A 26,685-nucleotide genomic window follows, 5' to 3' on the forward strand; every position below is an offset into this window, starting at 1 on the left:
CCGGCTGGAGGAGCATCCGGATCTCCCGGTGTGGCGCGGCGGCATCCGGGCAAGGGCGAGCCGGCGCGGCCGGCTTGCGCGCAGCCGCTTAGAATGGCCATTCCTCCAGCGACCGCCGTATCGATGTCCAAAGTCCTGCTCCACCTGCGCAACGTGCCCGATGACGAGGCCGACGGCGTGCGCGCGTTCCTGGATGCGAACCGCATCGTCTGGTACCAGACCCGCCCGGGTCCGTTGGGCATCACCGGCGGCGCGATCTGGATCAAAGACGATGGCGACTGGCCGCATGCCAGGCGCCTGATGGACGACTACCAGGCCGCCTTGCGCGATCGCGTCCGCAACGAACAGGCACAAGCCGAGCGGCGCGGCGAGGCGGAGACGTTCGCAGGCATGTTGCGCGAACGGCCGATGTGGGTGATCGCGCGCGTCGTGGCCATCGTCCTCCTGTTCGCGCTGATGGCATTGCCCGGCTATCTGATCTGGCGGTAGCGACGGTCTGCCGGTAGCGTGCGGGGCGGTGCCATTGTCGGCCCGCCTCTCCCCACCGGTCACCGATGAGCGTCTCCCCATCCGCGTCCAGCCGGACGCCGGCCAGCAAGCGTCGCGTCCTCTTCGCGAGCCTGGTCGGTACCACCATCGAGTTCTACGATTTCTACATCTACGCCACCGCGGCGGTGCTGGTCTTTCCGCACCTGTTCTTCCCGGCCGGCGATCCCGCCTCGGCGATGCTGCAGTCGCTGGCGACCTTCGCACTGGCGTTCGTGGCCCGCCCGATCGGCTCGGCCGTATTCGGCCACTTCGGCGACCGGATCGGGCGCAAGGCCACCCTGGTGGCGGCACTGCTGACGATGGGCGTGTCCACCGTGCTGATCGGCCTCCTGCCCACATACGCCCAGATCGGTGTGATGGCGCCCGCCTTGCTGGCGCTGTGCCGCTTCGGCCAGGGCCTGGGCCTGGGCGGCGAGTGGGGCGGGGCGGTGCTGCTGGCCACCGAGAATGCGCCGCCCGGCCGGCGCGCCTGGTACGGCATGTTTCCGCAGTTGGGCGCGCCGATCGGTTTCTTCCTCGCCACCGGGAGTTTCCTGCTGTTGACCGCGTTCATGGACGACGCGGCCTTCATGGACTGGGGCTGGCGGATTCCGTTCATTGCATCCGCGGCGCTGGTCGCCGTGGGATTGTGGGTACGGCTGCGCATCGAAGAAACACCGGACTTCAAGCGCGTGCTCGATCGCAGCGAGCGCGTGCGGATCCCGATCGCCGATGTGCTGTTGCGGCACCCGCGCGCGTTGGTGGCCGGCACGCTGCTGACCCTGGCGACGTTCGTATTGTTCTATCTGATGACGGTCTTCTCGCTGAGCTGGGGCACCTCGGCGCTGGGATACACGCGCGATGCCTTCCTGTGGTTGCAGATGCTGGGTGTGGTGTTCTTCGCGCTGACCATCCCGATGGCGGCCCTGTACGCCGATCGTCACGGCCGGCGCCGGGCGATGCTGCTGGCGACGGCGGGGATCTTCGTGTTCGGACTGCTGTTCGAGCGGCTGTTCGTGGGCGGGTCGACCGCCAGTACGCTGGCCTTCCTGGTCATCGGACTGTCGCTGATGGGGCTGACCTACGGGCCGGTCGGCACCCTGCTGGCCGAGCAGTTCCCGGCGGAGGTGCGCTACACCGGGGCGTCGCTGGCCTTCAATCTGGCGGGCATCCTGGGCGCGTCGTTCGCACCCTACATCGCCACCTGGCTGGGTGTGCATCACGGGTTGGGCGCGGTCGGCCTGTATCTCTGCGCGGCGGCCACGTTGACCTTCGGCGCCTTGCTGACACTGCGCGACGACGGCCCGTCCGCCGGTGTCGCGGCGGACGCTCACACGTCTTGAATGCCCGAGGTCCAATCATGCGGACCGCAGGGAACCCGCCAGGAGCCGTGAAGATGTCCCCAGCCGTTCGCCCGTTCGCCATGACCTCGCTGTTCGCGCTGGTGCTCGTCGCCTGCGGGGGGCAGGACGCCCCGGCGCCGACGTCGGAGCAGCGTGGCGCCGGTTCGGCGCCGCCGCCGAGCGGGCTCCAGGAGCCGGATCCCTCCGTCAGGCGCATCGAGCGCGCGGCGCCGCCCGAACTGCAGGCGCTCGCCACTGGCCGTTTCCAGCCACGCGGCGAGCGTGCCGACGCCGCGACCGGCGTCCTCGAGATCGGCGACGACGTCCTGACCGGGACCGTCGGCGTCGAGCTGCGCACCGAGCGCATCTCGATCGTGCGCGGCGACGACCAGTTCAGGCCCGGCGAACGCTATTCCAATGTGCTGATGGTCGGCGCGGCCCAGCCGGTCGAGTTGCGTCGTGTCGTGCCCGGCGAGGATGCGGAGGTCGAAGGCGCCGAGGCCGGAGCCGGCGATCCGGCATCGCCGGCGGACGTGCCGCCGGGGCGGGAAGAGACCTCGGTCGCGGCCAGCGACGAGGGCGCCGAGGCGTCGAACGAAGGTGAGATGTCGCCGGCGCCCGAGCCGCGGGGACCGGGTATCTGCGCCAGCGGCGAGCCCGATTTCATCGCCCTGGTGGCGGTGAGCGAAGGCGACCGTAACGTGGTGCGGCTGGTCGGCCTGCAGGGCCGCTCGACGCCGGCATCGGGTGCGGAGGACATCCGTGCCTGCGACACCCTCGAGTATGAGATGCAGCGACGTCGCTGACCGTTCGGTGTCGTCGGGTGCCGATGTGAGCTCGGAGATGGATGCCCGATCACTGAAGTTCAGGCAACGGATTACAAGATGTGAACATCTCTTCGCGTTCATTTTTGGATAATGGGCGCCTGCATCCGGAGTCGTCGATGAAAGCTTCCCAGTTCAGCCAGGTATTGATCACCCTGTCAGCAGCCGCTTTCTTGAGCGCCTGCTCGCAGACCGGGGCCGACGTACCCAGCCATACGTCGACGACCGCGCCGGTGCTGGTGACGCCCGCGCCCGCGCCGGCGGATGTGCCTAGCCACGACCCCAGCCAGCGGCCGAGCAATCGTGCCGCGCCGCCGATGTTGCATCCGGTGGCGCTGGGTCTGTTCGAGACCGGCAACCCGATCGCCGAGTCGGTGACCGGGCGCCTCCAGATCGAAGGCTCCCGCATCGTCGGCGAGAACGGTGCGGAGTTCGTCACCGAGCGGATCGCGATCCTGCGCGGCCGCGACGAATTCCTGCCGGGCAAGCGCTACGCCGATGCGCTGATGATCGGTGGCGAGCATCCGGTCGAACTGCGTCGCGTGGTGAGCGAGACCTGGCCGACCAGCGCGCCGGGCAACGCGATCTGCCGCGACATGAAGACCGGTTACCTGGCGATCACCAAGGTTGCCCAAGGCGAGAACGATGTGGTCCGGGTGATGGGGCTGCGCGGCCACGACATGCCGGCGCCCAGCGCGCAGGACGTGGTGGTCTGCGCCTCGTCGTCGTATTACGCCCGCCGCTGACGGGCGTGCCGGCCGGCCGTTCGGGTCGGATGCGTCTCAGGAAAAGGGCCCGCTCGTCGGGCCCTTTGCTTTTTCATCGCGGCCGGGCGCGGTCGCCGGGCGATGCCTCGGATCTCGGTAACGCGTTTCCAGCGCCCCGTGGAGCGGCCAGAAGTCGGGCGGTCGGGGCCGCGCAGGCGCCGGATCAGGATCGCCAGATGCGGCGGCTGCCGGCGAAGCTCGTCATGGCGTGGCCCGCGGGGCATGTACCGCATGGATCGGACCGGGTGCGGTGTGTCGCTCCACGCGCGGGCGAGGCGTCTGGGACCGGATTCGGTCGGGCATGGGGCGATCTCCTCAGCGTCTGGGTGACGCGGAATCTTCGGTCTCGAGCAGCGCGGCCAGGGCGTTCAGGCGCGCGTTCCAGAAGTGCTCGTAGTGGCGCAGCCATTCGACGCCGGCGTGCAGGGGCAGGGGATCGAGACGGACGCGGTGGGTGCGGCCGTCGATCTCGCGACGCACCAGCCCGGCGCGTTCCAGGACCCTGATGTGTTTGGACGCCGCCGCCAGCGACATGGCGAACGGTTGCGCCAGCTCGCCGACGGTCCGGGTTCCCGCGCCCAGGCGGTGCAGCATGGCGCGTCGGGTCGGATCGGCGAGTGCGCCGAACACCGCATCGAGCACGGGGTCGGCGTCGGCGGCACCGGGTGCCTGCAGGCGTGATCTATGCGCAACCATGCAGTCGAATATCTCGCGGACCGTCCTGAAGATCAACCACTCGGTTTAATATCGTGACCAACGGCACCCCGCTCATCGTGACGATTTCGTTAAGGTGTAACGGTTGATCGTCCGCATCGTCCCGCTTGGAGTCCGCATGTCCCGAATCCTCTCGCCGCAGCGTTGGCTGCTGGCGCTCTTCCTGTCGTGCCTGGCGCTGCCCGCCGTCGCCGAGCGCGAGATCCGTTTCGACGCCTACGCAGTCCCCGAGGGTGGCACGGTCGCCGTGGTGATGCAGGGCGACGGTGCGCAGTCGGGCGCGTTCGCCGCTGTCGACGGCGCCACCCAGGGCGCGTTGTCGCGCGCGGTCGCGGCCGCCGGTTTCAAGGGGCGCGCCGATACCCGTCTGGATCTGCCGGGTCTGGCGCCGTTCGATCGGGTGCTGGTGATCGGCGCCGGTCGCGAGACGCTCGATGCCCGCGCGTTCGAGGACATCGGCGGCCGTGCCGGCCATTTCGCCGCACGCAGTACCGCACCCGTTGTGGATCTGCTGTGGGCCGGCAACGAGACGGATGCGGCCTCGCATCTGGCCTTCGGTGCCGCGCTGGGTGCGTACCGCTTCGACAAGTACCGCAGCAACCGCAGCGGCGAGAGCGACACGCCGCGTGCGGGCGAGGGCACCCTGGTGGTGCGCACGCCCGTCGGCGCCGCCGCCGGTGAGACCTACGCGCAGCAGTGGGCGCCGGTCGCCCATGGCGTGAAGTTCGCGCGCGACCTGGTCACCGAGCCCGCCAACGCGGTGTGGCCGGAAGAGTTCGTCCGCCGCACCCGCGAGGCGTTTTCCGGCATGGCGAACGTGAGCATCGAAGTGCTCGACGTGCCGGCGATGGAGCGGCTGGGCATGGGCGGCATCCTGGCCGTGGGCCAGGGCAGCGAGCGCCCGCCGCGCCTGTTGGTGGTGCGCTACAACGGCGGGGCCCGCGGCGAGGCGCCGGTCGCCTTCGTCGGCAAGGGCATCACCTTCGACAGTGGCGGCATCTCGATCAAGCCCAGCGCCAACATGTGGCGGATGAAGTACGACATGACCGGTGCGGCCTCGGCCACCGGGGCGGTCCTGGGCCTGGCCGGCCGCGGTGCACCGGTGAACGCGGTGGCCGTGGCGGCGCTTGCGGAGAACATGCCGTCGGGAACCGCGAGCCGTCCGGGCGACGTGATCCGGACCGCGTCGGGCAGGACCTTCGAGATCATGAGCACCGATGCCGAGGGGCGCATGGTGCTGGTGGATGCGCTCTGGTACGTGCAGGAGCGGGACCGCCCGCGCGCGATCATCGACATCGCCACCCTGACCGGCGCCATCGTGACGGCGCTGGGCAACGATTACGCGGGTCTGTTCTCGCGCGACGACACGCTGGCCCAGCAGCTGACGGCCGCGGGCGAGACCGCGGGCGAGCGCGTCTGGCGCATGCCGATGCATCCGGGCTACGGCAAGATGCTGGAGTCGCCCATCGCCGACCTGCGCAACGGCGGCGGCACGCCGGGGTCGGGCACCGCCGCGCACTTCATCGGCGAGTGGGTGGCCCGTGACACGCCGTGGGCGCACCTCGACATCGCCGGCATGGCCTGGATCGAATCCGGCGGCACGGCGACGTCGCCGGCCGGTGCGACCGCCTTCGGCGTGCGCCTGTTCGATCGCTGGGTCCGCGACAACGTCGAAGGCGCGGCCGCGCCCTGACGCGTCGGCGCTCACCGCACGACGACGACGGCCCCGGAATCATCCGGGGCCGTTTTCGTTTTCCGCCGAGGGGCCGATGCGCCGCGTGCTGAACGACCCGAAATCGCGCCCCAAGCCCTGGCAGCGCGACAATCCGAAGCCGAAGGCGGCGCGCACCCGACTGACCACCGCGCAGCGCGACGCCGCGCAGGCGCGCGCACGGGACGCCGGGCGCCGCTATCCGAACCTGGTCGACAACATGTGGGCGGCGACCCACCTGGATGCGCAGGGCCACCCCAAGGACGGCTGAAGCGGCATCGCCTCGCGGCGGCGGGTCGCGCGGTGGCGCGTAGAATGCGCGCATGTACGCCAGCATCGCCGCCTACCGTTTCGTGTCGATCGAGGATCCGCGCGCAGTCGCCGACGCCATCCGTGACCGCGCGCAGGCGCGGGCGCTGCTGGGCAGCGTGCTGGTGGCGGGGGAAGGCGTGAATCTCTTCCTGGCCGGCACCGCCGACGACATCGCGGGTTTTCTCGGCTGGTTGCGAGCGGATCCGCGCCTGGCCGACATCGAGGTCAAGCACAGCTCCAGTGCGACGCGCCCGTTCGCGCGGCTGAAGGTCAAGGTGAAGGCGGAGATCATCGCGTTCCGTCGCGACGATGCCTCGCCGCTCGACGGCCGCGCGCCGTCGGTGGCGCCGGAGATCCTGGCGCGCTGGATCGAGCGCGGTACCGACGATGCCGGGCGTCGCCTGGTGCTTCTCGATACCCGCAACCGCGAAGAGGTCGGCCACGGCACCTTCGCCGGCGCCACGACGCTGCCGATCGACAATTTCACCGATCTTCCCGATGCCGTGGACGCCCTGCGCGACAGCCTGGCCGATGCCGCGGTGGTCAGCTTCTGCACCGGTGGCATCCGCTGCGAGAAAGCCGCGCTCTGGATGCAGGCACGGGGCATGGACAACGTGCTGCAGCTCGACGGCGGCATCCTCGGTTATTTCGAGCGCGTGGGCGGCCACGGCTACGACGGTGGCTGCTTCGTCTTCGACGAGCGTGTGGCGCTCGCCCCCGACCTGAGCGCCATGGCCGATGCGACCGCATCGGGGGAGGGCGCATGAGCTGGCTCGGTCTGCTGGTGCTGGCGGTCGGCCTGTATCTGGCGTTCAAGCTGGTCGGCGTGGTCCTCAAGCTGCTGGTGTTCGTCGTCGCGCTGGTGCTCGGCTACGCGCTGATCGCGCCGCAGATGGGCTGGCCCGGCCCGATGGAGATCGCCTACGTGATGGGGCCCGATGTGCAGGGACTGGGGCCGGACGGTTTCGTGCTGCCGGACGCCGCCGCGATGCGCGATCGGGTGGTCCAGGACGTGACCGGTGCGGTCAGCGAGCGCGTGGTCCAGAACGTCGGCGATGCGGTGGCGGAGCGGTTCGGCTCGTCGAACGACGCGGCCGCGCACGCTGCCGAGGCGCTGCCGTGTCCGGAACCCGAGCCGCGCGAGTCGGAGGCCGTGGACTCGGCACGCGCCGCCGCCGACCCCTGCGGCTGACGTCGTCGCGCGACCGAGCAGGCGCATGCGCGCGCCGCACGCGGGCGCCACATCGTCGAGCCTGAACCGTACAGGCGCGGCATGCCGGGCTTCACCGTCCCTTTCGCCGTGCTGGGTTGGGATGAAGCCCCGAACGACCGAGTCTTCCATGTCTTCTCCCGACCGCGGCGAACAGATCCGCACCCTTGCGGACCTCATCAAGGACATCCGCATCGCGATGCTCACCACCCGCACCCCCGAAGGACGGCTGGTGACCCGGCCGCTGGGCACGCAGGAGGTCGAATTCGACGGCGATCTCTGGTTCGCGACCGCCGTCGACAGCGGCAAGGTCGAGGAGATCCAGCGCGAACCGCAGGTCAGCGTGGCCTACGCCGATCCGAAACGGAACACCTATGTCTCGGTGAGCGGGCGTGCCAGCATCGTCGACGATCGCGCGAAGATCGATGCGTTGTGGTCGCCTGCGATGAAGGTGTTCTTTCCCGAAGGCAAGGACGATCCCAAGCTGCGGCTGATCCGCGTGCAGGCGCAGAGCGCCGAGTACTGGGACGGCCCGAGCGGCGCGATCGGCGCCGCGCTCCATTTCGCCGCCGCGGCGGTGACCGGCAATCCAGGGGCGATGTCCGACAACGAGAAGATCGACCTCCGTTGAAGGCGTATCCGCTCAGATGAATTCGCGGCTGGGCAGGACGATGCGCCGCTGCGGACGACCCACGAGATCCAGGAAACGGTTGAACACGACGTCTGCCCGCGCCTGCATGCCGAGGATGTGCGCGCGGGTGGCGGCCCGGATCGCGTCGGCATCCTGGGGCAGTCCAGCGCGTGCGAGTTCCTCCCCGTAGGCCGGGTTGGCCAGCCAGCGCTCGATCAGCGGCGCGTCCATCTCGAGATGGAACTGGAAACCGTAGGCGTTATCGCCCCAGCGGAAGGCCTGCTGCTCGCAATCGTCACCCCGCGCGAGATGCACCGCGGTGCGCGGGATCTCGAAATGATAGCGGTGCCATTGGAACACCCGGGTGTCGCTGTCGAGCGTACCGAGCACGGCGTCTTCCCGCCCTTCGGTGGTGGTGCGCAGGTCGTACCAGCCGATCTCTGGACGCTCGCGTCGATGCACGCCCGCGCCCAGTACGTGTGCCAGCAGTTGCGAACCCAGGCAGATGCCGAGCACCGGCCTGCCCTGCTGCAGCATGCGCTCGATGGCGCGCAGCTCGGTACGCAGATGCGGGCGCGTCGCCTGGTCGTCGACGTTCATCGGGCCACCGAGCACCACCAGACCGCGATAGCGGTCCACGTTCGGCTGCGCGTCGGGCTCGCGTTCGAAGTTGACGAAACGGATCCGATGGCCGCGCGCGCGGATCAGCGGATCGAGCGTGCCGAGCGGCTCGGCGGCGACGTGCTGGAACACGAGAATGCGGGACATGCGCGCCATTCTAGGCGGATGCGCCGCGGGCGCGGGCCGGGGGGCTCACGCCACGGCACGGCGACACGGCCGCTCCGCCGCGCGGTGCCGGGGATCAGTCGTCCCGGCGCGGCGGCTTGCGCGGCCCGCTGCGGAAACCGCCCGCGCCCGGGCCCTTGCCCTTGAAGCCGCCCGGGCGCTTGCCCGGCGCACGCGGCGGGCCGCTCCGGCGCGGCGCGGCATCGTGGTCGCCCGCTTCCGCGCGGCGCATGCGGATCTGCTGGCCCGCCACGCGAACACGCTTGAGGTGGTCCAGGATCTCGCGCGGCATGCCTTCGGGCAGATCGACCAGGCTGTAGTCGTCGCGGATGTCGATACGGCCGATGTAGCGGCTCTCGAGATCCGCCTCGTTGGCGATGGCCCCGACGATGTTGCCCGGCTGCACACCGTGCTGATGGCCGACCTCGATGCGGAAGGTCTCCATGCCGGCTTCGGGCGTGTGCGGCGCGCGCTGCGGACGCGGCGCGGCATCGTGCGATTCGCGGCGTTCGCGCGGTCCCGGTTCGGCCCTGCGCTCGCTGCGTTCACCACGCTCGCGTTCGCGGAACTCCGGCTTCGGTCGCTCGCGCGGCGGCTCCAGCAGCAGCGGCGAATCACCCTGCAACAGCGCCGCGAGCGCGGCGGCGATCTCGATCGCAGGCACGTTCTGCTCGCGCTCGTAGCGCTCCACCAGTTCGCGGAACACGCCGTGCTGCGGGTTCTCCAGCCCTTCGCCGATCCGATCGAGGAACTTCGCCACCCGGCGTTCGTTGACGATCTCCACGCTCGGCAATTCCATCGGCTCGATGGGCTGGCGGGTGGCGCGCTCGATCGCGCGCAGCATGCCGCGCTCGCGCGGGCTCACGAACAGGATCGCCTCGCCGGCACGGCCCGCGCGGCCGGTGCGGCCGATGCGATGCACGTAGCTCTCGGTGTCGTAGGGAATGTCGTAGTTCAGGACATGGCTGATGCGCTCCACGTCCAGCCCGCGCGCGGCCACATCGGTGGCGACCAGCACGTCGATGCGGCCGTCCTTGAGTTGCTGGACGATGCGCTCGCGCTGCTTCTGCTCGATGTCGCCGTTGATCGCGGCGGCGGCCAGGCCGCGTGCGGCCAGCTTGTCGGCGAGTTCCTCGGTGGCGAGCTTGGTGCGCGCGAAGACGATCATCGCGTCGAAGGGCTCGGCCTCCAGGATGCGGGTCATCGCGTCGAGTTTGTGCACGCCGCTGACCGACCAGTAGCGCTGGCGGATGTTCTTGGCCGTGGTGGTGCTGGCCTTGATCGCGATCTCGACCGGGTCGCGCAGGTAGGTCTGGGCGATGCGCGCGATCTGGGTCGGCATGGTCGCCGAGAACAGCGCGACCTGGCGCGACTCGGGCGTGCGCTTGAGCACCGCCTCGACGTCGTCGATGAAGCCCATGCGCAGCATCTCGTCGGCTTCGTCGAGCACCAGCGCGCGCAGTTCCGACAGATCGAGCGAACCGCGTTCGACGTGGTCGACCACGCGGCCCGGCGTGCCGACCACGACGTGCACGCCGCGCTTGAGCGCGCTCAGCTGCGGGGCGTAGCCCTGTCCGCCATAGATCGGCAGCACGTGGAAACCGGGAATGTGGTGCGCGTACTTCTGGAACGCCTCGGCCACCTGGATCGCCAGTTCGCGGGTGGGCGCGAGGACCAGCACCTGCGGCTTGCCGGCGCGTGCCTCGAGGCGCGCGAGCATCGGCAGTGCGAAGGCGGCGGTCTTGCCGGTGCCGGTCTGTGCCTGGCCCAGGACGTCGCGTCCGTTCAACAGCGGCGGAATGGTCGCCGCCTGGATCGGCGACGGCGTTTCGTAACCGACTTCGGTCAGGGCCCGCAGCAGCGTCTCGGGCAGGCCGAGGTCGGCGAAGGTCGGGGTGGGAGTGTCACTGGCGCTCATCGCGGTCTCTCGCACCGGTGAGGGCGCTGTTCGGGGGAACCGCACAGTATACGGGGTCGGCGTCCGGTTTCCGTCGGCGCCTCGTGTCGACATTCAGTGAAGGCATCGGAGCGTGCAGGGCGGGCGGTGCGATGCGCGTACCCTGAGACGCACGTCCCTTCCCAAAGCCTGCTGCACGTTGTCGCCAGCCGGCGCAGACACCGACGATCCCATGAACGACCTCCGTTTCGACAATGCCTTCCTGCGCGAGCTGCCCGGCGACCCGTCGCAGGCGCCCGGCGTGCGCCAGGTCGAGGCGGCGGCATGGTCGCGGGTGCGACCGACGCCGGTCGCCGGCGCGCGCCTGCTGGCCTGGTCGCCGGACGTGGCCGAGGCGATCGGCTTCGCTCCGGAGGACGTGCTCGATCCGGCCTTCGCCGAGGTCTTCGCGGGCAATGCCCTTCTGCCGGGCATGGAGACCTGGGCGGCGAACTACGGCGGCCACCAGTTCGGCCACTGGGCCGGTCAGCTCGGCGACGGGCGCGCGATCGGGCTGGGCGAGGCGATCGGCCGCGACGGGCGCCGCCACGAGTTGCAGCTCAAGGGGGCGGGACCGACGCCGTACTCGCGCACGGCCGACGGGCGCGCGGTACTGCGCTCGTCGCTGCGGGAGTTCATCTGCAGCGAGGCCATGCACCATCTGGGGGTGCCGACCACGCGTGCGTTGAGTCTGGTCGCGACCGGCGACACCGTGGTGCGCGACATGTTCTACGACGGTCGTCCGGAAGCGGAGCCGGGCGCGGTGGTTTGCCGGGTCGCGCCCTCGTTCGTGCGGTTCGGCACGTTCGAGCTGCCCTATGCGCGCGGCGATGTCGATCTGCTGCGGCGGCTGGCCGACTTCACGATCCGGCGCGACTTCCCGCACATCGCACCGGGGGAGGGGCGTTTCGGCGACTGGTTCGTGGACGTTTGCGAGCGGACCGCCCGCACGGTGGCCGAGTGGATGCGGGTCGGTTTCGTGCACGGGGTGATGAACACCGACAACATGTCCATCCTCGGCCTGACCATCGATTACGGTCCCTATGGCTGGATCGAACCCTACGACCCGGACTGGACGCCCAACACCACCGATGCCCAGGGCCGCCGCTACCGGTTCGGCTGGCAGCCGCGCGTGGCCCACTGGAACCTCGGCAGGCTGGCGCAGGCGCTGTCGCCGCTGTTCGCGGACACCGCACCGCTGCAGGCGGGCCTGGAGGCCTACGGTCGCGTGTTCGCCGAGGCGGATCGTGCCGCACAGGCCCGCAAGCTCGGGCTGAGTCGTCTGGACGACGACGATCTGCCCCTGCTGCAGGATCTGCTCACCCTGCTTCACGACGGCGAGGCCGACATGACGCGGTTCTACCGTGCGCTCGGGACGTATGTACCCGAGCGACCGCCCGCGCCCGCGCTGCTGGAAACGTTCCACGACGGGGCGTCGCGCGTGGCCGGCGTGCTCGCGGACTGGCTGCGCCGCTACGACGCACGGCTCGAGCGCGACGGACTCGGGCCCGCGCAGCGGCAGGCCCGCATGCAGCAGGCCAATCCTCTCTACGTACCGCGCAACTGGCTGCTGCAGGAGGTCATCGAGGCCGCCACGGCCGGTGACATGGCGCCGCTGCGGACGTTGCAGGAGGTGCTACGCCGTCCCTACGACGAACAGCCGGGCCGGGACGTCCATGCGCGGATGCGCCCGGACTGGGCGCGCGACCGGGCCGGATGCTCGATGCTGTCGTGCAGTTCCTGACCGGAACGCCAGGCGCCGGATATCCTCGATGCGTGGGCCGGTTGCGGGCGCGATGACACCGGCCGGCGGCGCCAGCCGGGCGCGCACCCGTGGCGGGGAGTGCGCCGGTACACTGGGCGGATGACTCTGATCGCCTTGAATGCCGTCGACGTGGGCGTCGGCGGCCCGCCGCTGCTCGAACGTGCCGACCTGGCCATCGAACCCGGCGAGCGCATCGCCCTGATCGGCCGCAACGGCGCCGGGAAATCCACCCTGTTGCGAGTGCTGGCGGGCGAGCTGGAGCCCGAGGATGGCCAGATCCGCCGTCGTGATGGCCTGCGGGTCTCCCGCCTGGAGCAGGAAGTGCCGCACGGCGCGGCCGGCAGCGTGTTCGACGTGGTCGCGGCGGGGCTGGGAACCGAAGGCGCGCTACTGGCCGAGTACCACCGGCTCACTCATGCCGACGCGATCGATACCGATGCGCTCGCCGCGGTGCAGGCGCGTATCGAGGCGGCCGGTGCGTGGGAGGTCGAGCGGCGGGTGGACGACACCCTGATCCGGCTCGGCCTGGACGGCGAGGCGGTCTTCACGGCATTGTCGGGCGGCCTGAAACGTCGCGTGCTGCTGGCGCGCGCACTGGTGTCCGCGCCCGATCTGTTGCTGCTCGACGAACCCACCAACCATCTCGACATCGCCGCGATCGACTGGCTCGAAGGGTTTCTGCTGGGGTGGGGCGGGGCGCTGGTGTTCGTCACCCACGACCGCCGCTTCCTGCGTGCCCTGGCGACGCGCATCGTCGAGATCGATCGCGGCCAGGTCACCAGCTGGCCGGGCGACTGGGCCAACTACCTGCGCCGCCGCGAGGAGCGCCTCAACGCCGAAAGCCAGGCACAGGCCCGGTTCGACAAGATGCTGGCACAGGAAGAAGCCTGGATCCGGCAGGGCATCAAGGCCCGGCGCACCCGCGACGAGGGTCGGGTGCGCCGGCTCGAGGCGATGCGGGTCGAGCGCGCGGCCCGTCGCGAGCAGACCGGCAATGTGCGCATGCAGGCCGCGCAATCGACCGCGTCCGGACGCAAGGTGGTCGAGGCCAAGGAGGTCGGCTTCGCCTTCGCCGATGGCCGCCCGCTGTTGCGCGATGTCTCGATCACGGTCCAGCGCGGCGACCGCATCGGCCTGATCGGCCCCAACGGCAGTGGCAAGACCACGCTGTTGCGCCTGTTGCTGGGCGATCTGCAGCCGCAGGCCGGCCAGGTCCGCGTGGGCACCCAACTGGAGGTCGCCTACTTCGACCAGTACCGCGCGACGCTGCGCGAGGACTGGAATGCGCTGGAGAACGTGGCCGAGGGCCGCGAGTTCGTCGAGATCAACGGCGCACGCAAACACGCCATCGGTTATCTGCAGGACTTCCTGTTCACCCCGGAACGCGCCCGCGCGCCGATCACCCGCCTGTCGGGCGGCGAGCGCAACCGGCTGCTGCTGGCCAAGCTGTTCGCGCAGCCGTCGAATCTGCTGGTGATGGACGAGCCCACCAACGATCTCGACGTGGAGACGCTGGAGCTGTTGGAGGAGTTGCTGCTCGACTACACCGGCACGCTGCTGCTGGTCAGCCACGATCGCGACTTCCTCGACCATGTCGTGACCTCCACGCTGGTCATGGAGGGCGATGGCCGGGTAGGCGAATACGTGGGCGGCTACAGCGACTGGTTGCACCAGCGTCCGGCGACCGGGGGCGCACCGAGCGCCGGCGCGCAGGGCGATGGCGTCGCGGCGTCGCGTCGTACGGTGGGCACGCATGGTGCGGCGTCCGCCGGACCGCCCGCGACCGACCCGGCACCGTCTCCGGCGAAACGCAAACTCAGCTACAAGGACGCACGCGAGCTGGAGGCCTTGCCGGCGCGGATCGAGGCGCTCGAAACGCGCATCGCCGCGATGACCGATGCGATGCAGGCGGCGGGCTTCTTCCAGCAGCCGGCCGACGCCGTCGCCGCGCACAATGCCGAACTGGCGCAGGCGCAGGCCGACCTGGAAACCGCCTACGCGCGCTGGGAGGCGCTGGAGGGCTGAGATCCGGACCCGCGTCGGGTGCGTGTCTGACATGTCCCCGGCAGGCGCACGGGCCCGGTCGGCGTGAACGGCGCGGAGCGTGTGCGCGCAATCGGGATGGACGTTCGCCGCCATCGCATTACCATCGCCGGATCACCCGTGGAGGGATTGCCTTGATCGTCGTCCATCATCTGGAAAAATCCCGGTCGCACCGGATCGTCTGGCTGCTCGAAGAGCTCGGACTCGACTACGAGGTGGTGCGCTACGCCCGCGATCCCGCCACCTTGCGGGCATCGCCCGAGCTCAAGGCGGTGCATCCGCTCGGCCGCGCGCCTGTCGTGGTCGAGGGCGGGGAGGTGTTGTCCGAATCCGGTGCGATCATCGAGACCCTGCTCGACCGGCACGATCCAGAGGGCCGCTTGCGGCCGCCGGTCGGCTCGCCCGAGCGGGTGCGCTGGCAACACTGGATGCATTTCGCCGAGGGCAGCGCGATGCCGCCCCTGCTGCTGACCCTGGTGTTCGGCCGTATCCGGCAGGCGCCGATGCCGTTCTTCGTACGCCCGATCGCGCGCCGCATCGCCGATGGCGCGATGCAGGGGTTCGTCGGTCCGCAGGTCCGCGCCAATGGCGACTACATCGAGTCCGCACTGCGCGAGCGTGCCTGGTTCGCCGGCGACGCCTTCAGCGCCGCGGACATCCAGATGAGCTTCCCGTTACAGGCCATGGCCGCGCGTGCCGATGTCTCGGCATGGCCCGCCTTGAACGATTGGCTGCGGCGCATCGAAGCGCGCGCTGCCTGGCAGCGCGCGGTCGAGCGGGTCGGACCGTTGGCCTTGCTGGGCTGACGACCAAGGTCGACGCCCGCCGACGTGGCCGGCCTAGTGTTGCCGCCGGCAGTCGCGTTGGGCTTCGCCGGCCAGGGTCAGCATGGCGTTGTCGCCGCTGTCCCAGAACTCGTTGCCGACCTCGTCGGCATAGCGGGCGCCGGAACCGGAGCGCTGGCTCGGCAGGGTCAGCGTACCGCCCGAGTGGCTGAGCGTGATCGCCTCGGCCGCGGGATCGTAGGTGGCCGACACCGTCACGTTGCCGCATATCCAGTTCGTCGGGGCGGGCGCTTCCGAGGCGGCATCGGCGGCGGCATCGGTATCGCCGCGTCCCTCCATGCCCGCGTCTGCGGGCGCGGCCGGATCGCCGGTGGGCGGCGTGGCCGCGGGATCCGCTGCGTCAGGTTGGCCGCCGCAGGCACTCAGGGCCAACGCCAGCGCGGCGGAGATGGACAGGGCGAGCGTACGAACGATGACTTTCATGGACGTGCTCCTCTCGGGTGAGACGCGTGCGCCGCGTCAGCGGCTCAAGGCAAGTGGAACATGCGAAACGTTTCCGGCTCGGTCCGGGCGCCGTTCACGGGGATCGGCGAGGGCGTGGCGAACACGCGCTCGCCGTCGGGATGGGACAGCGTCGCGCGGATGCCCAGACGGGCGTCCGGCGGCAGGGCATGCGGGTCGTAGCGCAGCTCGAACGCGTACGGCGGACCGGGGTGTCCGGCGAATTCGGCGTGCTGGATCGTCGCGCCACGGCTCAGGTCGATCAGGTCGATCGCAAGAACCGCGTCGACGGGCATGAGCAGCTTTTCGTAAAAGGTCGCCTGGCCGCTCACGGACGCGTCGCCGTGCCCGTGCGACGGGCCGGGCGATGCGCATGCCGCCGTCGCGAGGGCCGCAAGGCAGGCGAGGGTCATTCCGGAACGCATGTCACGACCTCCGGTGTCGCTCTGAGCACAGCCTACGCCGCACGCGTCGCCGGTGCAAAACGAGCTCCGGGTCAAGGTTCCAGTGCGACGTCGGCGTGCACGCCGAAATGATCCGATGGCCAGGTGCCGTCCGCATCGGGGCGGTCGAGCACCCGCTGGGCATCGAGCACACGCAGGCCGCGCGCGAAGACGTGATCGATCCGGCGGCCGCGTTCGAAGTAATGGGGATTGAGCGTGGTCTGCGAGGCAGCGGCCGGATTCGCCGTCGCCAGCGCGTCGACGAAACCCGCCCCGGCGAGCGCGCCCAGCTCCGGGGTGTCGGCTTCGGCGTTGAAGTCGCCCAGGACCAGTGCGGGACCGTCGCCGGCATGTGCGTCGACGTGAGCGAGCAGATCCTGCAGCTGGCGCGCACGGATGGCGCCGCCGTCGTCGGAGGCATGCAGATGGGTGACGAACACGTCCAGCAGGCGTCCTTCGACATCGATCCGGACATGCCCGACGGTGCGCGCGTCCTCCAGCGGGGCCAGGCGCCGTTCGCTGCGCGCGCGCACCGGCAGCCGGGTGAGGATCGCGTTGCCGTAGCGACGGGGCTGCCCGGCCGGATCGGTGGACACGAACAGCGTCGTGTAACCGAGCGCGTCGGCGATGTCTTCGGCCTGGTTGCGGAGGTCGTCGTCCTGCAGGACTTCCTGCAACGCGATCACGTCCGGCGACAGCGCGCGCAGCCCTTCGATCACCAGGGGCCGGCGCCGCTCCCAGTGGTCGCGATCGTGATACAGATTCAGGGTGACCGCCGAGACGCGCCCTGCCGGCGTCGCGCTCGGCGCGGGCTCCGCCCCTGTCGCGGCCGCCGTCCAGAGGGTTGCCAGCAACGCGGCGATCCTCAGCACCCGCCAGCGGCGCGGCGTGTCCGGGCGGGCGCTCATGGTGCGGCATCCACGCGGTACACCGGATACAGGGCGAAGCGCTCGTCCCATGCGCTGTGGCGCCGGTAGAAGAAGTCCAGCCGTGCGCGTGGATCCGCCGCGAAGACGGGGTCTTCGCCCAGGCGGCGGTCGAATTCGGCCTGCAGGCCCGGCTCTTCCGCCAGCATGCGGCGCGCGACGTCCTCGGCCACGTAGGCTTCCATGTACTCCTTGCGTTCGAAGTGATTGTTGAACAGGCCCCAGGCGGCCAGCGCGTCGGGCGCCTGCGGTTCGAGCAAGGCCATCACCAGGCGTGCCTTGGGTTGCGCGATCGGCACGAACAGCGCGCCGGCCGGCACGTCCCGACGTTCGCCGCGCCAGTGCCCGTCCACGCTCAGGCGCTGGTGGCCTTCGACGCTGGTGGAGGCGAGCGCGTGGCTGTCGGCGCGGAAGACCTGCACGTCCGCGCCCGGCATCGCGGCCTCGACGGTGCGGTAGGCGATGGCGTGCGCGTCCAGCCGGGCGGCGACCAGCGCGGCCTGCGCCGGCGGCACCAGATAGCCCGCGCGCGGTGCGTCCACGATCAGGCTGGGTTCGACGACATCGCGCAACGGCACCCGCCAGATCTCCGGCGTGGTCTCGTCGTAGCGCGTCATCAGCGCGCCGGACACCTCGGAGCGCGCGCGCGTGTAGGCGTAGCCGCGGAAATCGACATCGCGCGCGTCGTCGCGCGTGCGGTAGTCCAGCGGCACGGGCTGTCCGCCCAGCGTGGACGCGCGGGCATCCGCGGCACGTACGAGGTCGCGCCACGCCTGCCCATGTGCCGCGACCTGCTCGAGTACCGAGACGATGGTGTTGCGGGTGATGCGCACACGCACCGGGTACGCCTTCCACGAGTGTGTCTCCACCAGCATCGACAGCCGGTTGCGCAGCAGGAAGTAGCCGGTGGAGAACCTCGGCGGCGACACGCCATCCTCGAAGCCCGACGACGGATCGTCGGCGCGCACGAACGAGGGATAGAACGGCAGCGGCATCGATCCCTGGGCGGCGAGGTCGGCGATCACGCCGTCGCGCAGCTGCCGGCCGGCGGCGCGCAGGGCGTCGTCGCCGGCATGCAGGGGCTCGACCTGGATCGAGATGTCGTGTTCGAACTGCGCACCGTTGGTGGCGTGCAGATCGATCACCGCCAGCGGATCCCATGCCTCGACGAGTGCCAGCATGGCCTGCATCTCCGGGCTGTCGGCCTTGGCGTAGTCGCGGTTGAGGTTGTAGTTCTGCGCGGTGGTGCGCCAGCCCATCTCGCGCGGGCCGCGCTGGTTGGGCCGGTTCCAGGCGCCGAAGCGCTCGTGGCCGTCGACGCTGAAGACCGGCACGAACAGCCACACCAGCCGCTCCAGCGTGCCCGCCGCGGCGGTGCCGTCGAGCACCTCGCGCATCGCCAGGAAACCGGCATCCTTGCCGTCGATCTCGCCGGCGTGGATGCCGCCCTGCATCAGCACCACCGGCACGCCGGCCTCGCGCGCGGCCTCGGGCGTGAGCGCGCCGCTGCGCGAGATCGCCATCGCCTTCATCGGCCGGCCTTCGGGGGAGGTGCCGAAATCGAAGCAGCGCACCGCGTCGGGATGGGCGCGGGCGAACGCGTCGCACAACGCGATCGTCTCGGCGTAGCGGCCGGTCTCCACGAAGCCGCTGCGCTCGGCGACGGTGGTCAGCGCGGTGTCGGCGCGTGCGGGCGCGGCAGGCGATACCGCCAGCAGCAAGGCCGCCAGCAAGGCGAGAGGCGAACGGCGAAGCAGGGCAGGGCGTGTCGGCATGGCGAAATCGCGGATTGGAAAGTCCCGGATGGTACTCCCGCGACCGAAGCACCGATCGAGGCCCCGCGAGCCGGGCCGATGCAGGACAATGGTGCATCGCCAGACTCCGGAACCGCCCCTCGCATGAACGTCGGCCCCATCACCCTCGTCCTGATCGCGATCACCGTGCTGGTGTCGTGGCAGGCCTTCGGCAATCCGCGCCTGCTCGAACGGCTGATCCTGTGGCCGCCGGCGGTCGACCGCAAACACCAGTACGACCGCCTGATCACGCACGGCTTCATCCATGCCGACTGGGGTCACCTGCTCTTCAACATGATCACGCTGTTCTTCTTCGGCGGCCTGATCGAGACCGCGTTCTCGCCCTACATCGGTCCGATCGGCTTCGCGCTGTTCTATCTCTCGGCGATCCTGGTCGCGATCCTGCCGACCTACCTGCGCCATCGGCACGACCCCAACTACCGCAGCCTCGGCGCTTCCGGCGCGGTATCGGCGGTGCTGTTCGCGTTCGTCCTGCTCAGCCCGTGGTCGCTGATCTTCGTGTTCTTCGTGCCGCTGCCGGCGATCCTCTACGCGGTGTTCTACGTGGGCTACTCGATCTGGATGGACCGTCGCGGCGGCGACAACATCAATCACAGCGCGCATCTGTGGGGCGCCGGCTACGGCGTGCTCTTCACCGTGATGATGGAGCCGCGCGTGATCGGTTCCTTCCTCGAGCGGTTGGCGAGTCCTTCGTTCTTCTGACGGCTGCGTTCGGTTCCGCGATCACCCGGCATGAATTCCCGCTGTGCTAAGTCTTGCGCTCGGACACATACGAAACGGAGCCCGAACCGATGCCCATGACCCGAGCGAAGGCCACCAGTCTGCTCAACCAGAAGGAAATGTCGCTGTACGACGACAGCCGGGTGAACACCCTGCGGCAACTCGACGCCAAGGCGCTGACCACGCGCATCACCCGCGCCCGCGCCTCGCGCGATCGAGCCAGGGATCTGGTGCAGCGACAGAAGCTCGCCTCGCGCGACCGCACCGGCAACAAGCGTGGCACCAGCGGTGTGGCCAACCAGCGCAGCAAGGACAAGGCCGAGCTGATGGCCGATATCCTCAAGCGGTTCGAGGACCAGCTGAAGCAGGCAGAGCGTGCCGAGCGCAAGGCCGCCAAGACCGCATCCAAGGGCGCCGTCAAGGACAAGGCGACCGTCACCAAGTCGGCCGCCCCGGCGGCCCGCCGCAAGACCTCCAGCCAGACACGTGCGAGCGTCCGCCTCGCCACACGCGACGCCGCGGCGGGCAGTGCCGCATCGCGCAAGACGGTCCGCAAGGCCACGAAGAAGAAGACGGCGAGTGGTGCGTCCACCGATGCCGGTGCCAGGGCGACGGGTAAGGCATCGAAAGCCGCGGGCGCGACCACGAAGCCCGCGAAAAAAGCCGAGAAGACGACCGCCGGCAAGACGGCGAAGAAAGCCGCGAAGCAGGGGGGAGCCAAACCTGCAGCCCGCGAGGCAGGGAAGGCTGCCAAACGGACCGGGAAGCGGTTGACGCCGGAACAGGCGCTCGAGCGCACCCGCAAGTTGCTGGAAGACAAGCAGGCACGCGATCGCGAGCCCAAGGCCTGGGAGGCCGCCGGTCAGGGCGAGGCGGCCGAGGGGCGGCCCGGGTTCCAGTCCGGTGCGGCGGCCCGGCGCGCCGAACAGTTGCACGCCGGCGAGACCCGGCTGCCGGCGATCCAGGGCAGCATCAGCACCCGCGACCGCATCAACCAGGGCAAGCGCGACCACCGCCGCGCTCCGGGCGGCGAGGACTGAGCCGTGGCGCAGTACGACAACATCGAACACGACCCCGCCCGGGGTCTGTTCGAACTCGTCCTCGACGGACAGACCGCGCACATCCAGTATCGCCGCGAGGGCGATGTGCTCGCCGTGCTCCACACCATCGTGCCGGAGGCCATCGGAGGGCGTGGCATCGCCGGTGCGCTGACCGAAGCCCTGGTGGCGTACGTCCGCGACGCGGGACTTCGGATCGACCCGCGCTGCGCCTATACGGAGGCCTGGTTCCGCCGCCATCCGGAGGCCGCGGATCTGTTGGCGTAATGGCGTGATGCCGGGCAATTTGCCTATTCACACACCGGCGTCGAGTTGAGGTATTGTGCGAGCACTGTTCAAAGCCGGGATCACGGTACATCGTGGCTCCGATGCGGTAGATCTGCGCTGCAGGGCCGGCCCACCGGTCCGGACGATCCGCTCCATCGCCTTCGCGTTACCCCTTGCTCGACAGTCGCGGTGCCGCCGGAACGGTTCCGTGTAAACACCTCAACATCACTGTTTGCATCAAGGAGTAACACCATGTCTGATCGTCAGACCGGCACCGTCAAGTGGTTCAACGACGCCAAGGGCTTCGGCTTCATCACCCCGGAGAGCGGCCAGGACGTGTTCGTCCACTTCCGTTCGATCCAGGGCAACGGCTTCAAGACCCTGCAGGAAGGCCAGAAGGTCTCCTTCAAGGTCGTGCAGGGCCAGAAGGGCCTGCAGGCGGACGAAGTCCAGCCCGAGTAATCCGGGCCGCAACGCCTGAGATGACGAGCCCGGCTTCGGCCGGGCTTTTTCGTGGTTGCAGCATGCATGGTGCCGTCACGTCGTGATGTCTAGCCTCGACGCCATCGCGTCCGGATCGCCGGAAACTGGAATGGACAGGGGAGTTTCGACATGAAGCATTGGTGGATCGGTCTGGCCGTGATCGCGCTGGCCGCCTGCGGCCGCGGCGAAGACCCGGCCTCCGGGACCGCGCCGGCGGCGGCGCCCCAGGCGCCCGCGCTGCCGGAGGGTCCGGCCGCCGGCCTGGAGGCACCGCCTACGCTCGACGACGTGATCGAGCACACGCCGCGCTACATCGTGGGCATCAGCTACCCCGAGGAAGCCAAGGGCTATCCGGGGCTGGCGGGCGCGTTGCACGACTATGCGCAGGCCGCGCGCGAGGAGTTGATCGCGGCCGCGCAACAGGCCGGCGACGCACCCGGGGCCGGTGCCTACGACCTGTCGCTGGAATTCCGGATGCTGGCGGAGACGCCGCGCCTGGTCGCCGTCGCGGCCGACGGCAGCAGCTACACCGGCGGTGCGCACGGCAGCCCGCTGGTCGCGCGCTTCGTCTGGCTGCCCGAGCAGTCCGCGCTGCTGCGTGCGGAGGATCTCATTCCGGACGAAGCGGGGTGGCGCGAGGTGTCGGCTTACGTCCGCGACCGTCTCTATGCCGCCTTGAGCCAGCGCATCGACGCCGACGTGCTCGAGCCCGAGGACCGGCAGGAACTGATGCGTTCCGCGGGTCGGATGATCGACGAGGGCGCCACGCCCGAGCCCGACCGCTTCGACCTGTTCGAACCGGTCCTGCGCGACGGCGGGCCGATCGAGGCGCTGCGTTTCGTGTTTCCGCCCTACCAGGTCGGGCCGTATGCGGAAGGAACGCAATACGTGGTCGTGCCGGGTGCGGTCCTGCTGCCCCACGTCGCCGAACGCTACCGCGACCTGTTCGCGGCGCCGCGACCGCAGCTTCCGGCGCCGGTGCTGGAAGACGTCCCTGCCGGTTGACCTCGGCGGGCGAAGCCGGTCGCCCGGCAGCGGGCGAAGGCGTGGGACGACTGGCGACGATCTGCCGGCGGCGGTCTGCATCGCAGGCGCCGGCGGGCCTCGATACTTCAGGAACGGCGGCGTTGGCCCGGCTCAGGAGATGCCGCGTGTTCCGACCGGGGCAGCGGGGGCGACGTCCCCGCCCGGGTTGGCGCCATAGGATGTGGGTGCGGCCAGCGCGCGTGCGGTGTTCCACAGCACCGCGCCCACCTCGTCGATGAGCTTGAGGTCGGCCAATGCGTCGGCGCGGGTGATGCCGCGGTTGAGGATGGCCAGCGGCAGCCCGGCGTCGTGCGCCCGGCGCGCGAACCGGAACCCCGAGTACACCATCAGCGACGAGCCGACCACGAGCATCGCGTCGGAGCGGTCCAACGCGTCGCTGGCGGCGCGATAGTGTTCCCGCGGTACGTTCTCGCCGAAGAACACGACGTCCGGTTTCAGCAGACCGTCGCAGACCGGACAGTAGGGGGCGACGAAGCGCCGCTCGGCGGCCGGATCGATATCGGCATCGCCGTCGGGTGCGGTGTTCGCCTCGCCGGGGCGCCATGTCGGATTCAACGCCTCCAGCCGCGGCTGCAGTGCGGCACGATCGCTGCGCTGTCCGCAGCCCAGGCAGATCACCCCGTCCAGGCGTCCGTGCAGATCGATCGCATCGACGCTGCCGGCGCGTTGGTGGAGCCCGTCGACATTCTGGGTGACCAGTGCCGACAGCCGCGTCCGCAGCGACGGCAGTGCGAGCGCGTGATGGGCGGCACCGGGGAGCGCGCGGCCGAAGCGCGGCCAGCCCACATGGCTGCGCGCCCAGTACCGCCGGTACACCGCGGGATCGCCGGTGAAGGCCTGCCAGGTGACCGGAGCAGGGCGCTTCCACGCACCGTCCTCGCCGCGGTAGTCGGGAATGCCGGACCCGGTACTGCAACCGGCGCCGGTGAGCACGAAGACGCGGTGGTACCGCGAAAGCCAGTCGGTCAGGGTCGCGACGGCGTCGGACGCGGTGGCGGTCGGCACGGCGGACATGCCCGCCATCGTACCCGGTCGCCGGCACGATGCCGATGTCCTGCCGGTCGATCGCCCAAGCGCGCCGCGCCGGGCGAGGACACGAAAAAACCGCCCGGATTGCGCCGGGCGGTTTCAGGTGTGGCAAGGCCCGGCCGATGCCGGGCCGCGGCCAGGGCTTACTCCTGGCCGGACACGTCCGGCTCGGCAGCGCTGTCGGGGGCGGCCGAGTCGTCTGCGGTCGCCACCAGGCCACGCTTCTCCAGCAGCGGCTGGATGTCGGGCTCGGCGCCGGAGAAATCACGGAACAGCTGCAGCGCATCCTTGCTGCCGCCGCGCGAGAGCAGGGTGTCGCGGAGGCGGTCGCCGTTGGCGCGGCTCAGGCCGCCGTTCTCCTCGATCCACTTCACCGTGTTGGCGTCGAGCACTTCCGACCAGATGTAGGCGTAGTAGCCGGCCGCGTAGCCGCCCATGATGTGGCTGAAGTACGTCGTGCGATAGCGCGGCGGCACCGGGGCGTAGTCGATGCCGTCGGCGGCCAGTGCCTGGGCCTCGAAGTCCAGGATGCCGGCGGCATCCGGGATCGCGTCGGCGGCCACCTGGTGCCAGCGCTGGTCGAGCATCGCCGCGGCGAGGTACTCGGTGGTCGCGAAGCCCTGGTTGAACTGGGCCGCGGCGGTGACGCGGTCGAGCAGCGCCTGCGGCATCGCTTCGCCGGTCTCGTAGTGCTTGGCGTAGTTGGCGAAGATCGACGGCCAGTCGGCCCACATCTCGTTGACCTGCGAGGGGAACTCGACGAAGTCGCGCGGGACGCTGGTGCCGCTGAAGTAGGGGTAGGTGACGTCCGAGAACATGCCGTGCAGCGCATGGCCGAACTCGTGGAACATGGTGGTCACCTCGTCCCAGGTCAGCAGGGTCGGCTCGCCGGCCGGCGGCTTGGTGATGTTCTGGTGGTTGGCGACCACCGGGTGGGTGCCCATCAGCTCGGACTGCGACACGTAGGAGTTCATCCATGCGCCGCCGCGCTTGGAGTCGCGCGCGTAGGGGTCGAAGATGAAGATCGCCAGCTTGCTGCCGTCGTGGTCGAACACGTCGTAGACGCGGGTGTCGGGGTGGTACAGCGGCAGGTCGGTGCGACGCTGGAAGGTGATCCCGTAGAACTCGGTGGCGGCGAAGAACACGCCGTTCTCGAGCACGTTCACCATCTCCAGGTACGGCTTGAGCTGGGCTTCGTCGAAGTCGTAGCGCGCCTGGCGCACCTTCTCGGAATAGAACGACCAGTCCCACGGCGCGAGTTCGAAGGTCGCCTCGCCCTTGGCGGCCTGCTCCTGGTCGATCATCGCCTGCAGGTCGGCGGCCTCGCGGCGCGCGTTGGCGACCGCAGCCGGGGCGAGTTCGCCGAGCATCTCGTTGACGGCCTCCGGGTTGGCGGCGGTCTCGTCGGCCAGCACGTAGGCGGCCGAGGTCGGGAAGCCGAGCATCCCGGCGCGTTCGGCGCGCAGGCGCAGCACGCGCGAGACGATCTCGCGGTTGTCCCACTCGTTGCCGCGCGCGCCGCGCACGACCGAGGCCTCGTGGAGGCGCTGGCGCAGGGCGCGGTTGGTCAGCTGCGACAGCGGCGGCTGGCCGGTGGTGTTGAGCAGGGTGACGACGTACTTGCCCTCGTGCCCGCGCGACCTGGCGGCATCGGCGGCAGCATTGATCTGCTGCTCGGTCAGCCCGTCGAGCTCCTCGCGGGTGTCGACCACGACGGCCGAATCGTTGACCTCGGCCAGCACGTTCTGGCTGAAGGTGGTGCCCAGGGTGGCGAGCTCGCCGTTGATCGCCTTCAGGCGGGTCTTCTGGGTCTCGTCGAGATCGGCGCCGGCGCGCACGAAGTCGTTGTAGTAGCGCTCGACCAGGCGGGTGCCCTCGGCGTCCAGGCCCAGCGAGGCGCGGTTGTCGTACAGCGTCTTGATGCGCTCGAACAGCTGCGGGTTGAGCGAGATCGCGTCGCGGTGCGCGGCCAGCTTCGGCGAGTACTCGGCCTGCAGCTTGCGGCGCGCATCGTTGGTGTCGGCACCCACGAGGTTGAAGAACACCCGCAGGCTGCGGCCCAGCAGCTGACCGGACTTTTCCAGTTCGACGATGGTGTTCTCGAAGGTCGGCGCGTCCGTATTCGTGGCGATGCGCTCGATCTCGGCCAGGTTCTCCTGCATGCCGGCGTCGAACGCGGGCGCGAAGTGCTCGTCCTGGATGCGATCGAACTGCGGGTACTGGAACTCCAGCGGGCTGACCTCGAAGAACGGATTGGCCTGCTGGGCCTGCGCGGCGGCCGCGGGGGCCTGCTCCGACTGGGCGAGGAGGAGGGTCGGGGCGCTGAGGCCGGCAAGGGCGGCGGCGAGCGCCAGGCTGAGCGGATGCTTCATTCTGCGGAGTCCTGGTACGTCGGAATCCCCAAGAATAGCCCACCGCCCGCGGCGGGCACCCATGACCATCGGCACGGTTGTCCGTGGTCCTGTAAGCTGCGCGCGCCTTGCTCGCGCCCCCGTCGCGTCCCGCCCGGAGCCTCGCCGATGACCACGCTGTCCGACTTCGAAGCCGATACGCTCGACGGCCGCCGCGTGGCGTTGTCCGCCTACGCCGGGCAGGTGGTGCTGATCGTGAATGTCGCCTCGGCCTGCGGTTTCACCCCGCAATACACCGGCTTGCAGGCGCTGTGGACGCGCTACCGCGACCGCGGATTCGCGGTGCTGGGGTTCCCCTGCAACCAGTTCGGCGGCCAGGAGCCGGGCGGCGCCGACGAGATCCGCGAGTTCTGCGACACCCGGTTCCGGGTGGACTTCCCGATGTTCGACAAGGTCGACGTCAACGGCCCGGCGGCGGCACCGCTGTGGCAGTGGCTGCGTGGCGAGCGCCGCGGCCTGCTGGGGACGTCGGCGATCAAATGGAACTTCACCAAGTTCCTGGTCGGCCGCGACGGCCGGGTGCTGGACCGGTTCGGGCCTGCACGCAAGCCCGGGCAACTGGAGACCGCGATCGAAGCGGCGCTCAAGGCCGTGCCGGGCTGATGCGACGCGGCGCGCAGGTCGGCGCCGC

27 protein-coding genes are annotated in these 26,685 nt (G+C 70.1%); 18 read left to right on the forward strand and 9 right to left on the reverse strand.

Annotation, left to right across the window (positions count from 1 at the left end):
• The first annotated feature begins 123 nt into the window (after positions 1–123).
• The 4 genes from RG19_RS05340 to RG19_RS05355 all read left to right on the forward strand — a co-directional run bounded on the left by RG19_RS05340 (position 124) and on the right by RG19_RS05355 (position 3,441).
• A complete protein-coding gene (locus tag RG19_RS05340) occupies positions 124–489 on the forward strand; it encodes a DUF6164 family protein (RefSeq protein ID WP_058834366.1) in 366 nt (121 codons plus the stop codon).
• 65 nt (positions 490–554) lie between these two features.
• Positions 555–1,871: an MFS transporter gene (locus RG19_RS05345; protein WP_058834367.1), complete on the forward strand. Its 1,317-nt coding sequence runs from the start codon at positions 555–557 to the stop codon at positions 1,869–1,871.
• A 53-nt stretch (positions 1,872–1,924) separates the two neighbouring features.
• The gene (locus RG19_RS05350) at positions 1,925–2,677 is read left to right on the forward strand and encodes a hypothetical protein (RefSeq protein ID WP_157515165.1); all 753 of its coding nucleotides are present in this window, start codon (positions 1,925–1,927) and stop codon (positions 2,675–2,677) included.
• Between the two features lie 137 nt (positions 2,678–2,814).
• Positions 2,815–3,441, forward strand: coding sequence for a hypothetical protein (locus RG19_RS05355; protein ID WP_157515166.1), 627 nt, complete (start codon positions 2,815–2,817; stop codon positions 3,439–3,441).
• A 336-nt stretch (positions 3,442–3,777) separates the two neighbouring features.
• Here RG19_RS05355 and RG19_RS05360 read toward each other — a convergent pair whose 3' ends face one another.
• The gene (locus RG19_RS05360) at positions 3,778–4,158 is read right to left on the reverse strand and encodes an ArsR/SmtB family transcription factor (RefSeq protein WP_058834370.1); all 381 of its coding nucleotides are present in this window, start codon (positions 4,156–4,158) and stop codon (positions 3,778–3,780) included.
• A 136-nt stretch (positions 4,159–4,294) separates the two neighbouring features.
• On the opposite strand from RG19_RS05360, the gene RG19_RS05365 reads away from it, so the two are divergent.
• From RG19_RS05365 to RG19_RS05385, 5 genes are all read left to right on the forward strand, one after another.
• Positions 4,295–5,869 carry a leucyl aminopeptidase gene (locus RG19_RS05365; RefSeq protein ID WP_082672491.1) on the forward strand — a complete coding sequence of 525 codons (1,575 nt, stop codon included), beginning with the start codon at positions 4,295–4,297 and terminating at the stop codon, positions 5,867–5,869.
• 76 nt (positions 5,870–5,945) lie between these two features.
• Positions 5,946–6,158: a hypothetical protein gene (locus tag RG19_RS05370; RefSeq protein ID WP_058834371.1), complete on the forward strand. Its 213-nt coding sequence runs from the start codon at positions 5,946–5,948 to the stop codon at positions 6,156–6,158.
• Positions 6,159–6,210: 52 nt separating this feature from the next.
• On the forward strand, positions 6,211–6,966 hold the full coding sequence (locus RG19_RS05375; RefSeq protein ID WP_058834372.1) for a sulfurtransferase: 756 nt from the start codon (positions 6,211–6,213) through the stop codon (positions 6,964–6,966).
• Positions 6,963–7,391 carry a hypothetical protein gene (locus RG19_RS05380; RefSeq protein WP_058834373.1) on the forward strand — a complete coding sequence of 143 codons (429 nt, stop codon included), beginning with the start codon at positions 6,963–6,965 and terminating at the stop codon, positions 7,389–7,391. The genes RG19_RS05375 and RG19_RS05380 overlap by 4 nt, the downstream gene beginning before the upstream one ends.
• A 148-nt stretch (positions 7,392–7,539) precedes the next feature.
• Entirely contained in the window at positions 7,540–8,040 is a 501-nt protein-coding gene (locus RG19_RS05385; RefSeq protein WP_058834374.1) for a pyridoxamine 5'-phosphate oxidase family protein, read from the forward strand.
• Between the two features lie 12 nt (positions 8,041–8,052).
• On the opposite strand, the gene RG19_RS05390 is transcribed toward RG19_RS05385, so the two are convergent.
• Complete coding sequence (locus tag RG19_RS05390) at positions 8,053–8,808, reverse strand: type 1 glutamine amidotransferase (RefSeq protein ID WP_162267051.1); 756 nt, start codon at positions 8,806–8,808, stop codon at positions 8,053–8,055.
• Between the two features lie 94 nt (positions 8,809–8,902).
• Positions 8,903–10,744, reverse strand: a complete 1,842-nt coding sequence (locus tag RG19_RS05395; protein ID WP_058834376.1) for a DEAD/DEAH box helicase — start codon at positions 10,742–10,744, stop codon at positions 8,903–8,905.
• Positions 10,745–10,955: 211 nt separating this feature from the next.
• On the opposite strand from RG19_RS05395, the gene RG19_RS05400 reads away from it, so the two are divergent.
• The 3 genes from RG19_RS05400 (at position 10,956) to RG19_RS05410 (ending at position 15,376) form a co-directional block, all read left to right on the forward strand.
• Positions 10,956–12,506 carry a protein adenylyltransferase SelO gene (locus tag RG19_RS05400; protein WP_058834377.1) on the forward strand — a complete coding sequence of 517 codons (1,551 nt, stop codon included), beginning with the start codon at positions 10,956–10,958 and terminating at the stop codon, positions 12,504–12,506.
• A 120-nt stretch (positions 12,507–12,626) separates the two neighbouring features.
• On the forward strand, positions 12,627–14,552 hold the full coding sequence (locus tag RG19_RS05405; protein ID WP_058834378.1) for an ATP-binding cassette domain-containing protein: 1,926 nt from the start codon (positions 12,627–12,629) through the stop codon (positions 14,550–14,552).
• Positions 14,553–14,704: 152 nt separating this feature from the next.
• Positions 14,705–15,376 (forward strand): glutathione S-transferase, encoded by a 672-nt coding sequence (locus RG19_RS05410; RefSeq protein ID WP_058834379.1) that lies wholly within the window; start codon positions 14,705–14,707, stop codon positions 15,374–15,376.
• 33 nt (positions 15,377–15,409) lie between these two features.
• Here RG19_RS05410 and RG19_RS05415 read toward each other — a convergent pair whose 3' ends face one another.
• From RG19_RS05415 to RG19_RS05430, 4 genes are all read right to left on the reverse strand, one after another.
• Positions 15,410–15,838 (reverse strand): MliC family protein, encoded by a 429-nt coding sequence (locus tag RG19_RS05415; protein ID WP_058834380.1) that lies wholly within the window; start codon positions 15,836–15,838, stop codon positions 15,410–15,412.
• 44 nt (positions 15,839–15,882) lie between these two features.
• Complete coding sequence (locus RG19_RS05420; RefSeq protein ID WP_058834381.1) at positions 15,883–16,269, reverse strand: YbaY family lipoprotein; 387 nt, start codon at positions 16,267–16,269, stop codon at positions 15,883–15,885.
• 83 nt (positions 16,270–16,352) lie between these two features.
• Entirely contained in the window at positions 16,353–17,207 is an 855-nt protein-coding gene (locus RG19_RS05425) for an endonuclease/exonuclease/phosphatase family protein (protein ID WP_058834382.1), read from the reverse strand.
• Entirely contained in the window at positions 17,204–19,000 is a 1,797-nt protein-coding gene (locus tag RG19_RS05430) for a M14 family metallopeptidase (protein WP_157515168.1), read from the reverse strand. Before RG19_RS05430 ends, RG19_RS05425 begins: the two co-directional genes overlap by 4 nt.
• Positions 19,001–19,123: 123 nt before the next feature.
• On the opposite strand from RG19_RS05430, the gene RG19_RS05435 reads away from it, so the two are divergent.
• From RG19_RS05435 to RG19_RS05455, 5 genes are all read left to right on the forward strand, one after another.
• A complete protein-coding gene (locus RG19_RS05435; RefSeq protein WP_058834383.1) occupies positions 19,124–19,741 on the forward strand; it encodes a rhomboid family intramembrane serine protease in 618 nt (205 codons plus the stop codon).
• A 137-nt stretch (positions 19,742–19,878) separates the two neighbouring features.
• Entirely contained in the window at positions 19,879–20,799 is a 921-nt protein-coding gene (locus tag RG19_RS05440) for a hypothetical protein (RefSeq protein ID WP_157515169.1), read from the forward strand.
• A gap of 3 nt (positions 20,800–20,802) precedes the next feature.
• Positions 20,803–21,084 (forward strand): GNAT family N-acetyltransferase, encoded by a 282-nt coding sequence (locus tag RG19_RS05445; protein ID WP_058834385.1) that lies wholly within the window; start codon positions 20,803–20,805, stop codon positions 21,082–21,084.
• Positions 21,085–21,336: 252 nt separating this feature from the next.
• Complete coding sequence (locus RG19_RS05450; protein WP_058834386.1) at positions 21,337–21,546, forward strand: cold-shock protein; 210 nt, start codon at positions 21,337–21,339, stop codon at positions 21,544–21,546.
• A gap of 150 nt (positions 21,547–21,696) precedes the next feature.
• Positions 21,697–22,572 (forward strand): DUF3298 and DUF4163 domain-containing protein, encoded by an 876-nt coding sequence (locus tag RG19_RS05455; protein WP_058834387.1) that lies wholly within the window; start codon positions 21,697–21,699, stop codon positions 22,570–22,572.
• Positions 22,573–22,704: 132 nt separating this feature from the next.
• Here the strand turns inward: RG19_RS05455 and RG19_RS05460 are convergent, their stop codons facing one another.
• Together RG19_RS05460 and RG19_RS05465 are read right to left on the reverse strand one after the other, a co-directional pair.
• Positions 22,705–23,628: an NAD-dependent protein deacetylase gene (locus RG19_RS05460; protein WP_082672790.1), complete on the reverse strand. Its 924-nt coding sequence runs from the start codon at positions 23,626–23,628 to the stop codon at positions 22,705–22,707.
• Positions 23,629–23,786: 158 nt separating this feature from the next.
• Positions 23,787–26,015: a M3 family metallopeptidase gene (locus RG19_RS05465; protein ID WP_058834388.1), complete on the reverse strand. Its 2,229-nt coding sequence runs from the start codon at positions 26,013–26,015 to the stop codon at positions 23,787–23,789.
• Between the two features lie 147 nt (positions 26,016–26,162).
• Here RG19_RS05465 and RG19_RS05470 point away from each other — a divergent pair, with 147 nt between their 5' ends.
• Positions 26,163–26,657 carry a glutathione peroxidase gene (locus RG19_RS05470; RefSeq protein WP_058834389.1) on the forward strand — a complete coding sequence of 165 codons (495 nt, stop codon included), beginning with the start codon at positions 26,163–26,165 and terminating at the stop codon, positions 26,655–26,657.
• Positions 26,658–26,685: the final 28 nt, after the last annotated feature.

Origin of the sequence: Luteimonas abyssi, assembly GCF_001482195.1 — a bacterium.
Taxonomy (GTDB): Bacteria; Pseudomonadota; Gammaproteobacteria; order Xanthomonadales; family Xanthomonadaceae; genus Luteimonas; species Luteimonas abyssi.

Excerpts from the sequence above, each read along its gene's own strand:
- RG19_RS05400 (WP_058834377.1), top strand. The coding sequence starts at position 10,956 with ATGAACGACCTCCGTTTCGACAATGCCTTCCTGCGCGAGCTGCCCGGC.
- RG19_RS05425 (WP_058834382.1), bottom strand. The coding sequence starts at position 17,207 with ATGAGCGCCCGCCCGGACACGCCGCGCCGCTGGCGGGTGCTGAGGATC.
- RG19_RS05395 (WP_058834376.1), bottom strand. The coding sequence starts at position 10,744 with ATGAGCGCCAGTGACACTCCCACCCCGACCTTCGCCGACCTCGGCCTG.
- RG19_RS05350 (WP_157515165.1), top strand. The coding sequence starts at position 1,925 with ATGTCCCCAGCCGTTCGCCCGTTCGCCATGACCTCGCTGTTCGCGCTG.
- RG19_RS05360 (WP_058834370.1), bottom strand. The coding sequence starts at position 4,158 with ATGGTTGCGCATAGATCACGCCTGCAGGCACCCGGTGCCGCCGACGCC.
- RG19_RS05385 (WP_058834374.1), top strand. The coding sequence starts at position 7,540 with ATGTCTTCTCCCGACCGCGGCGAACAGATCCGCACCCTTGCGGACCTC.
- RG19_RS05355 (WP_157515166.1), top strand. The coding sequence starts at position 2,815 with ATGAAAGCTTCCCAGTTCAGCCAGGTATTGATCACCCTGTCAGCAGCC.
- RG19_RS05440 (WP_157515169.1), top strand. The coding sequence starts at position 19,879 with ATGTCGCTGTACGACGACAGCCGGGTGAACACCCTGCGGCAACTCGAC.
- RG19_RS05450 (WP_058834386.1), top strand. The coding sequence starts at position 21,337 with ATGTCTGATCGTCAGACCGGCACCGTCAAGTGGTTCAACGACGCCAAG.
- RG19_RS05345 (WP_058834367.1), top strand. The coding sequence starts at position 555 with ATGAGCGTCTCCCCATCCGCGTCCAGCCGGACGCCGGCCAGCAAGCGT.
- RG19_RS05370 (WP_058834371.1), top strand. The coding sequence starts at position 5,946 with ATGCGCCGCGTGCTGAACGACCCGAAATCGCGCCCCAAGCCCTGGCAG.
- RG19_RS05380 (WP_058834373.1), top strand. The coding sequence starts at position 6,963 with ATGAGCTGGCTCGGTCTGCTGGTGCTGGCGGTCGGCCTGTATCTGGCG.
- RG19_RS05375 (WP_058834372.1), top strand. The coding sequence starts at position 6,211 with ATGTACGCCAGCATCGCCGCCTACCGTTTCGTGTCGATCGAGGATCCG.
- RG19_RS05430 (WP_157515168.1), bottom strand. The coding sequence starts at position 19,000 with ATGCCGACACGCCCTGCCCTGCTTCGCCGTTCGCCTCTCGCCTTGCTG.
- RG19_RS05465 (WP_058834388.1), bottom strand. The coding sequence starts at position 26,015 with ATGAAGCATCCGCTCAGCCTGGCGCTCGCCGCCGCCCTTGCCGGCCTC.
- RG19_RS05460 (WP_082672790.1), bottom strand. The coding sequence starts at position 23,628 with ATGTCCGCCGTGCCGACCGCCACCGCGTCCGACGCCGTCGCGACCCTG.
- RG19_RS05435 (WP_058834383.1), top strand. The coding sequence starts at position 19,124 with ATGAACGTCGGCCCCATCACCCTCGTCCTGATCGCGATCACCGTGCTG.
- RG19_RS05340 (WP_058834366.1), top strand. The coding sequence starts at position 124 with ATGTCCAAAGTCCTGCTCCACCTGCGCAACGTGCCCGATGACGAGGCC.
- RG19_RS05415 (WP_058834380.1), bottom strand. The coding sequence starts at position 15,838 with ATGAAAGTCATCGTTCGTACGCTCGCCCTGTCCATCTCCGCCGCGCTG.
- RG19_RS05405 (WP_058834378.1), top strand. The coding sequence starts at position 12,627 with ATGACTCTGATCGCCTTGAATGCCGTCGACGTGGGCGTCGGCGGCCCG.
- RG19_RS05455 (WP_058834387.1), top strand. The coding sequence starts at position 21,697 with ATGAAGCATTGGTGGATCGGTCTGGCCGTGATCGCGCTGGCCGCCTGC.
- RG19_RS05420 (WP_058834381.1), bottom strand. The coding sequence starts at position 16,269 with ATGACCCTCGCCTGCCTTGCGGCCCTCGCGACGGCGGCATGCGCATCG.
- RG19_RS05365 (WP_082672491.1), top strand. The coding sequence starts at position 4,295 with ATGTCCCGAATCCTCTCGCCGCAGCGTTGGCTGCTGGCGCTCTTCCTG.
- RG19_RS05390 (WP_162267051.1), bottom strand. The coding sequence starts at position 8,808 with ATGTCCCGCATTCTCGTGTTCCAGCACGTCGCCGCCGAGCCGCTCGGC.
- RG19_RS05470 (WP_058834389.1), top strand. The coding sequence starts at position 26,163 with ATGACCACGCTGTCCGACTTCGAAGCCGATACGCTCGACGGCCGCCGC.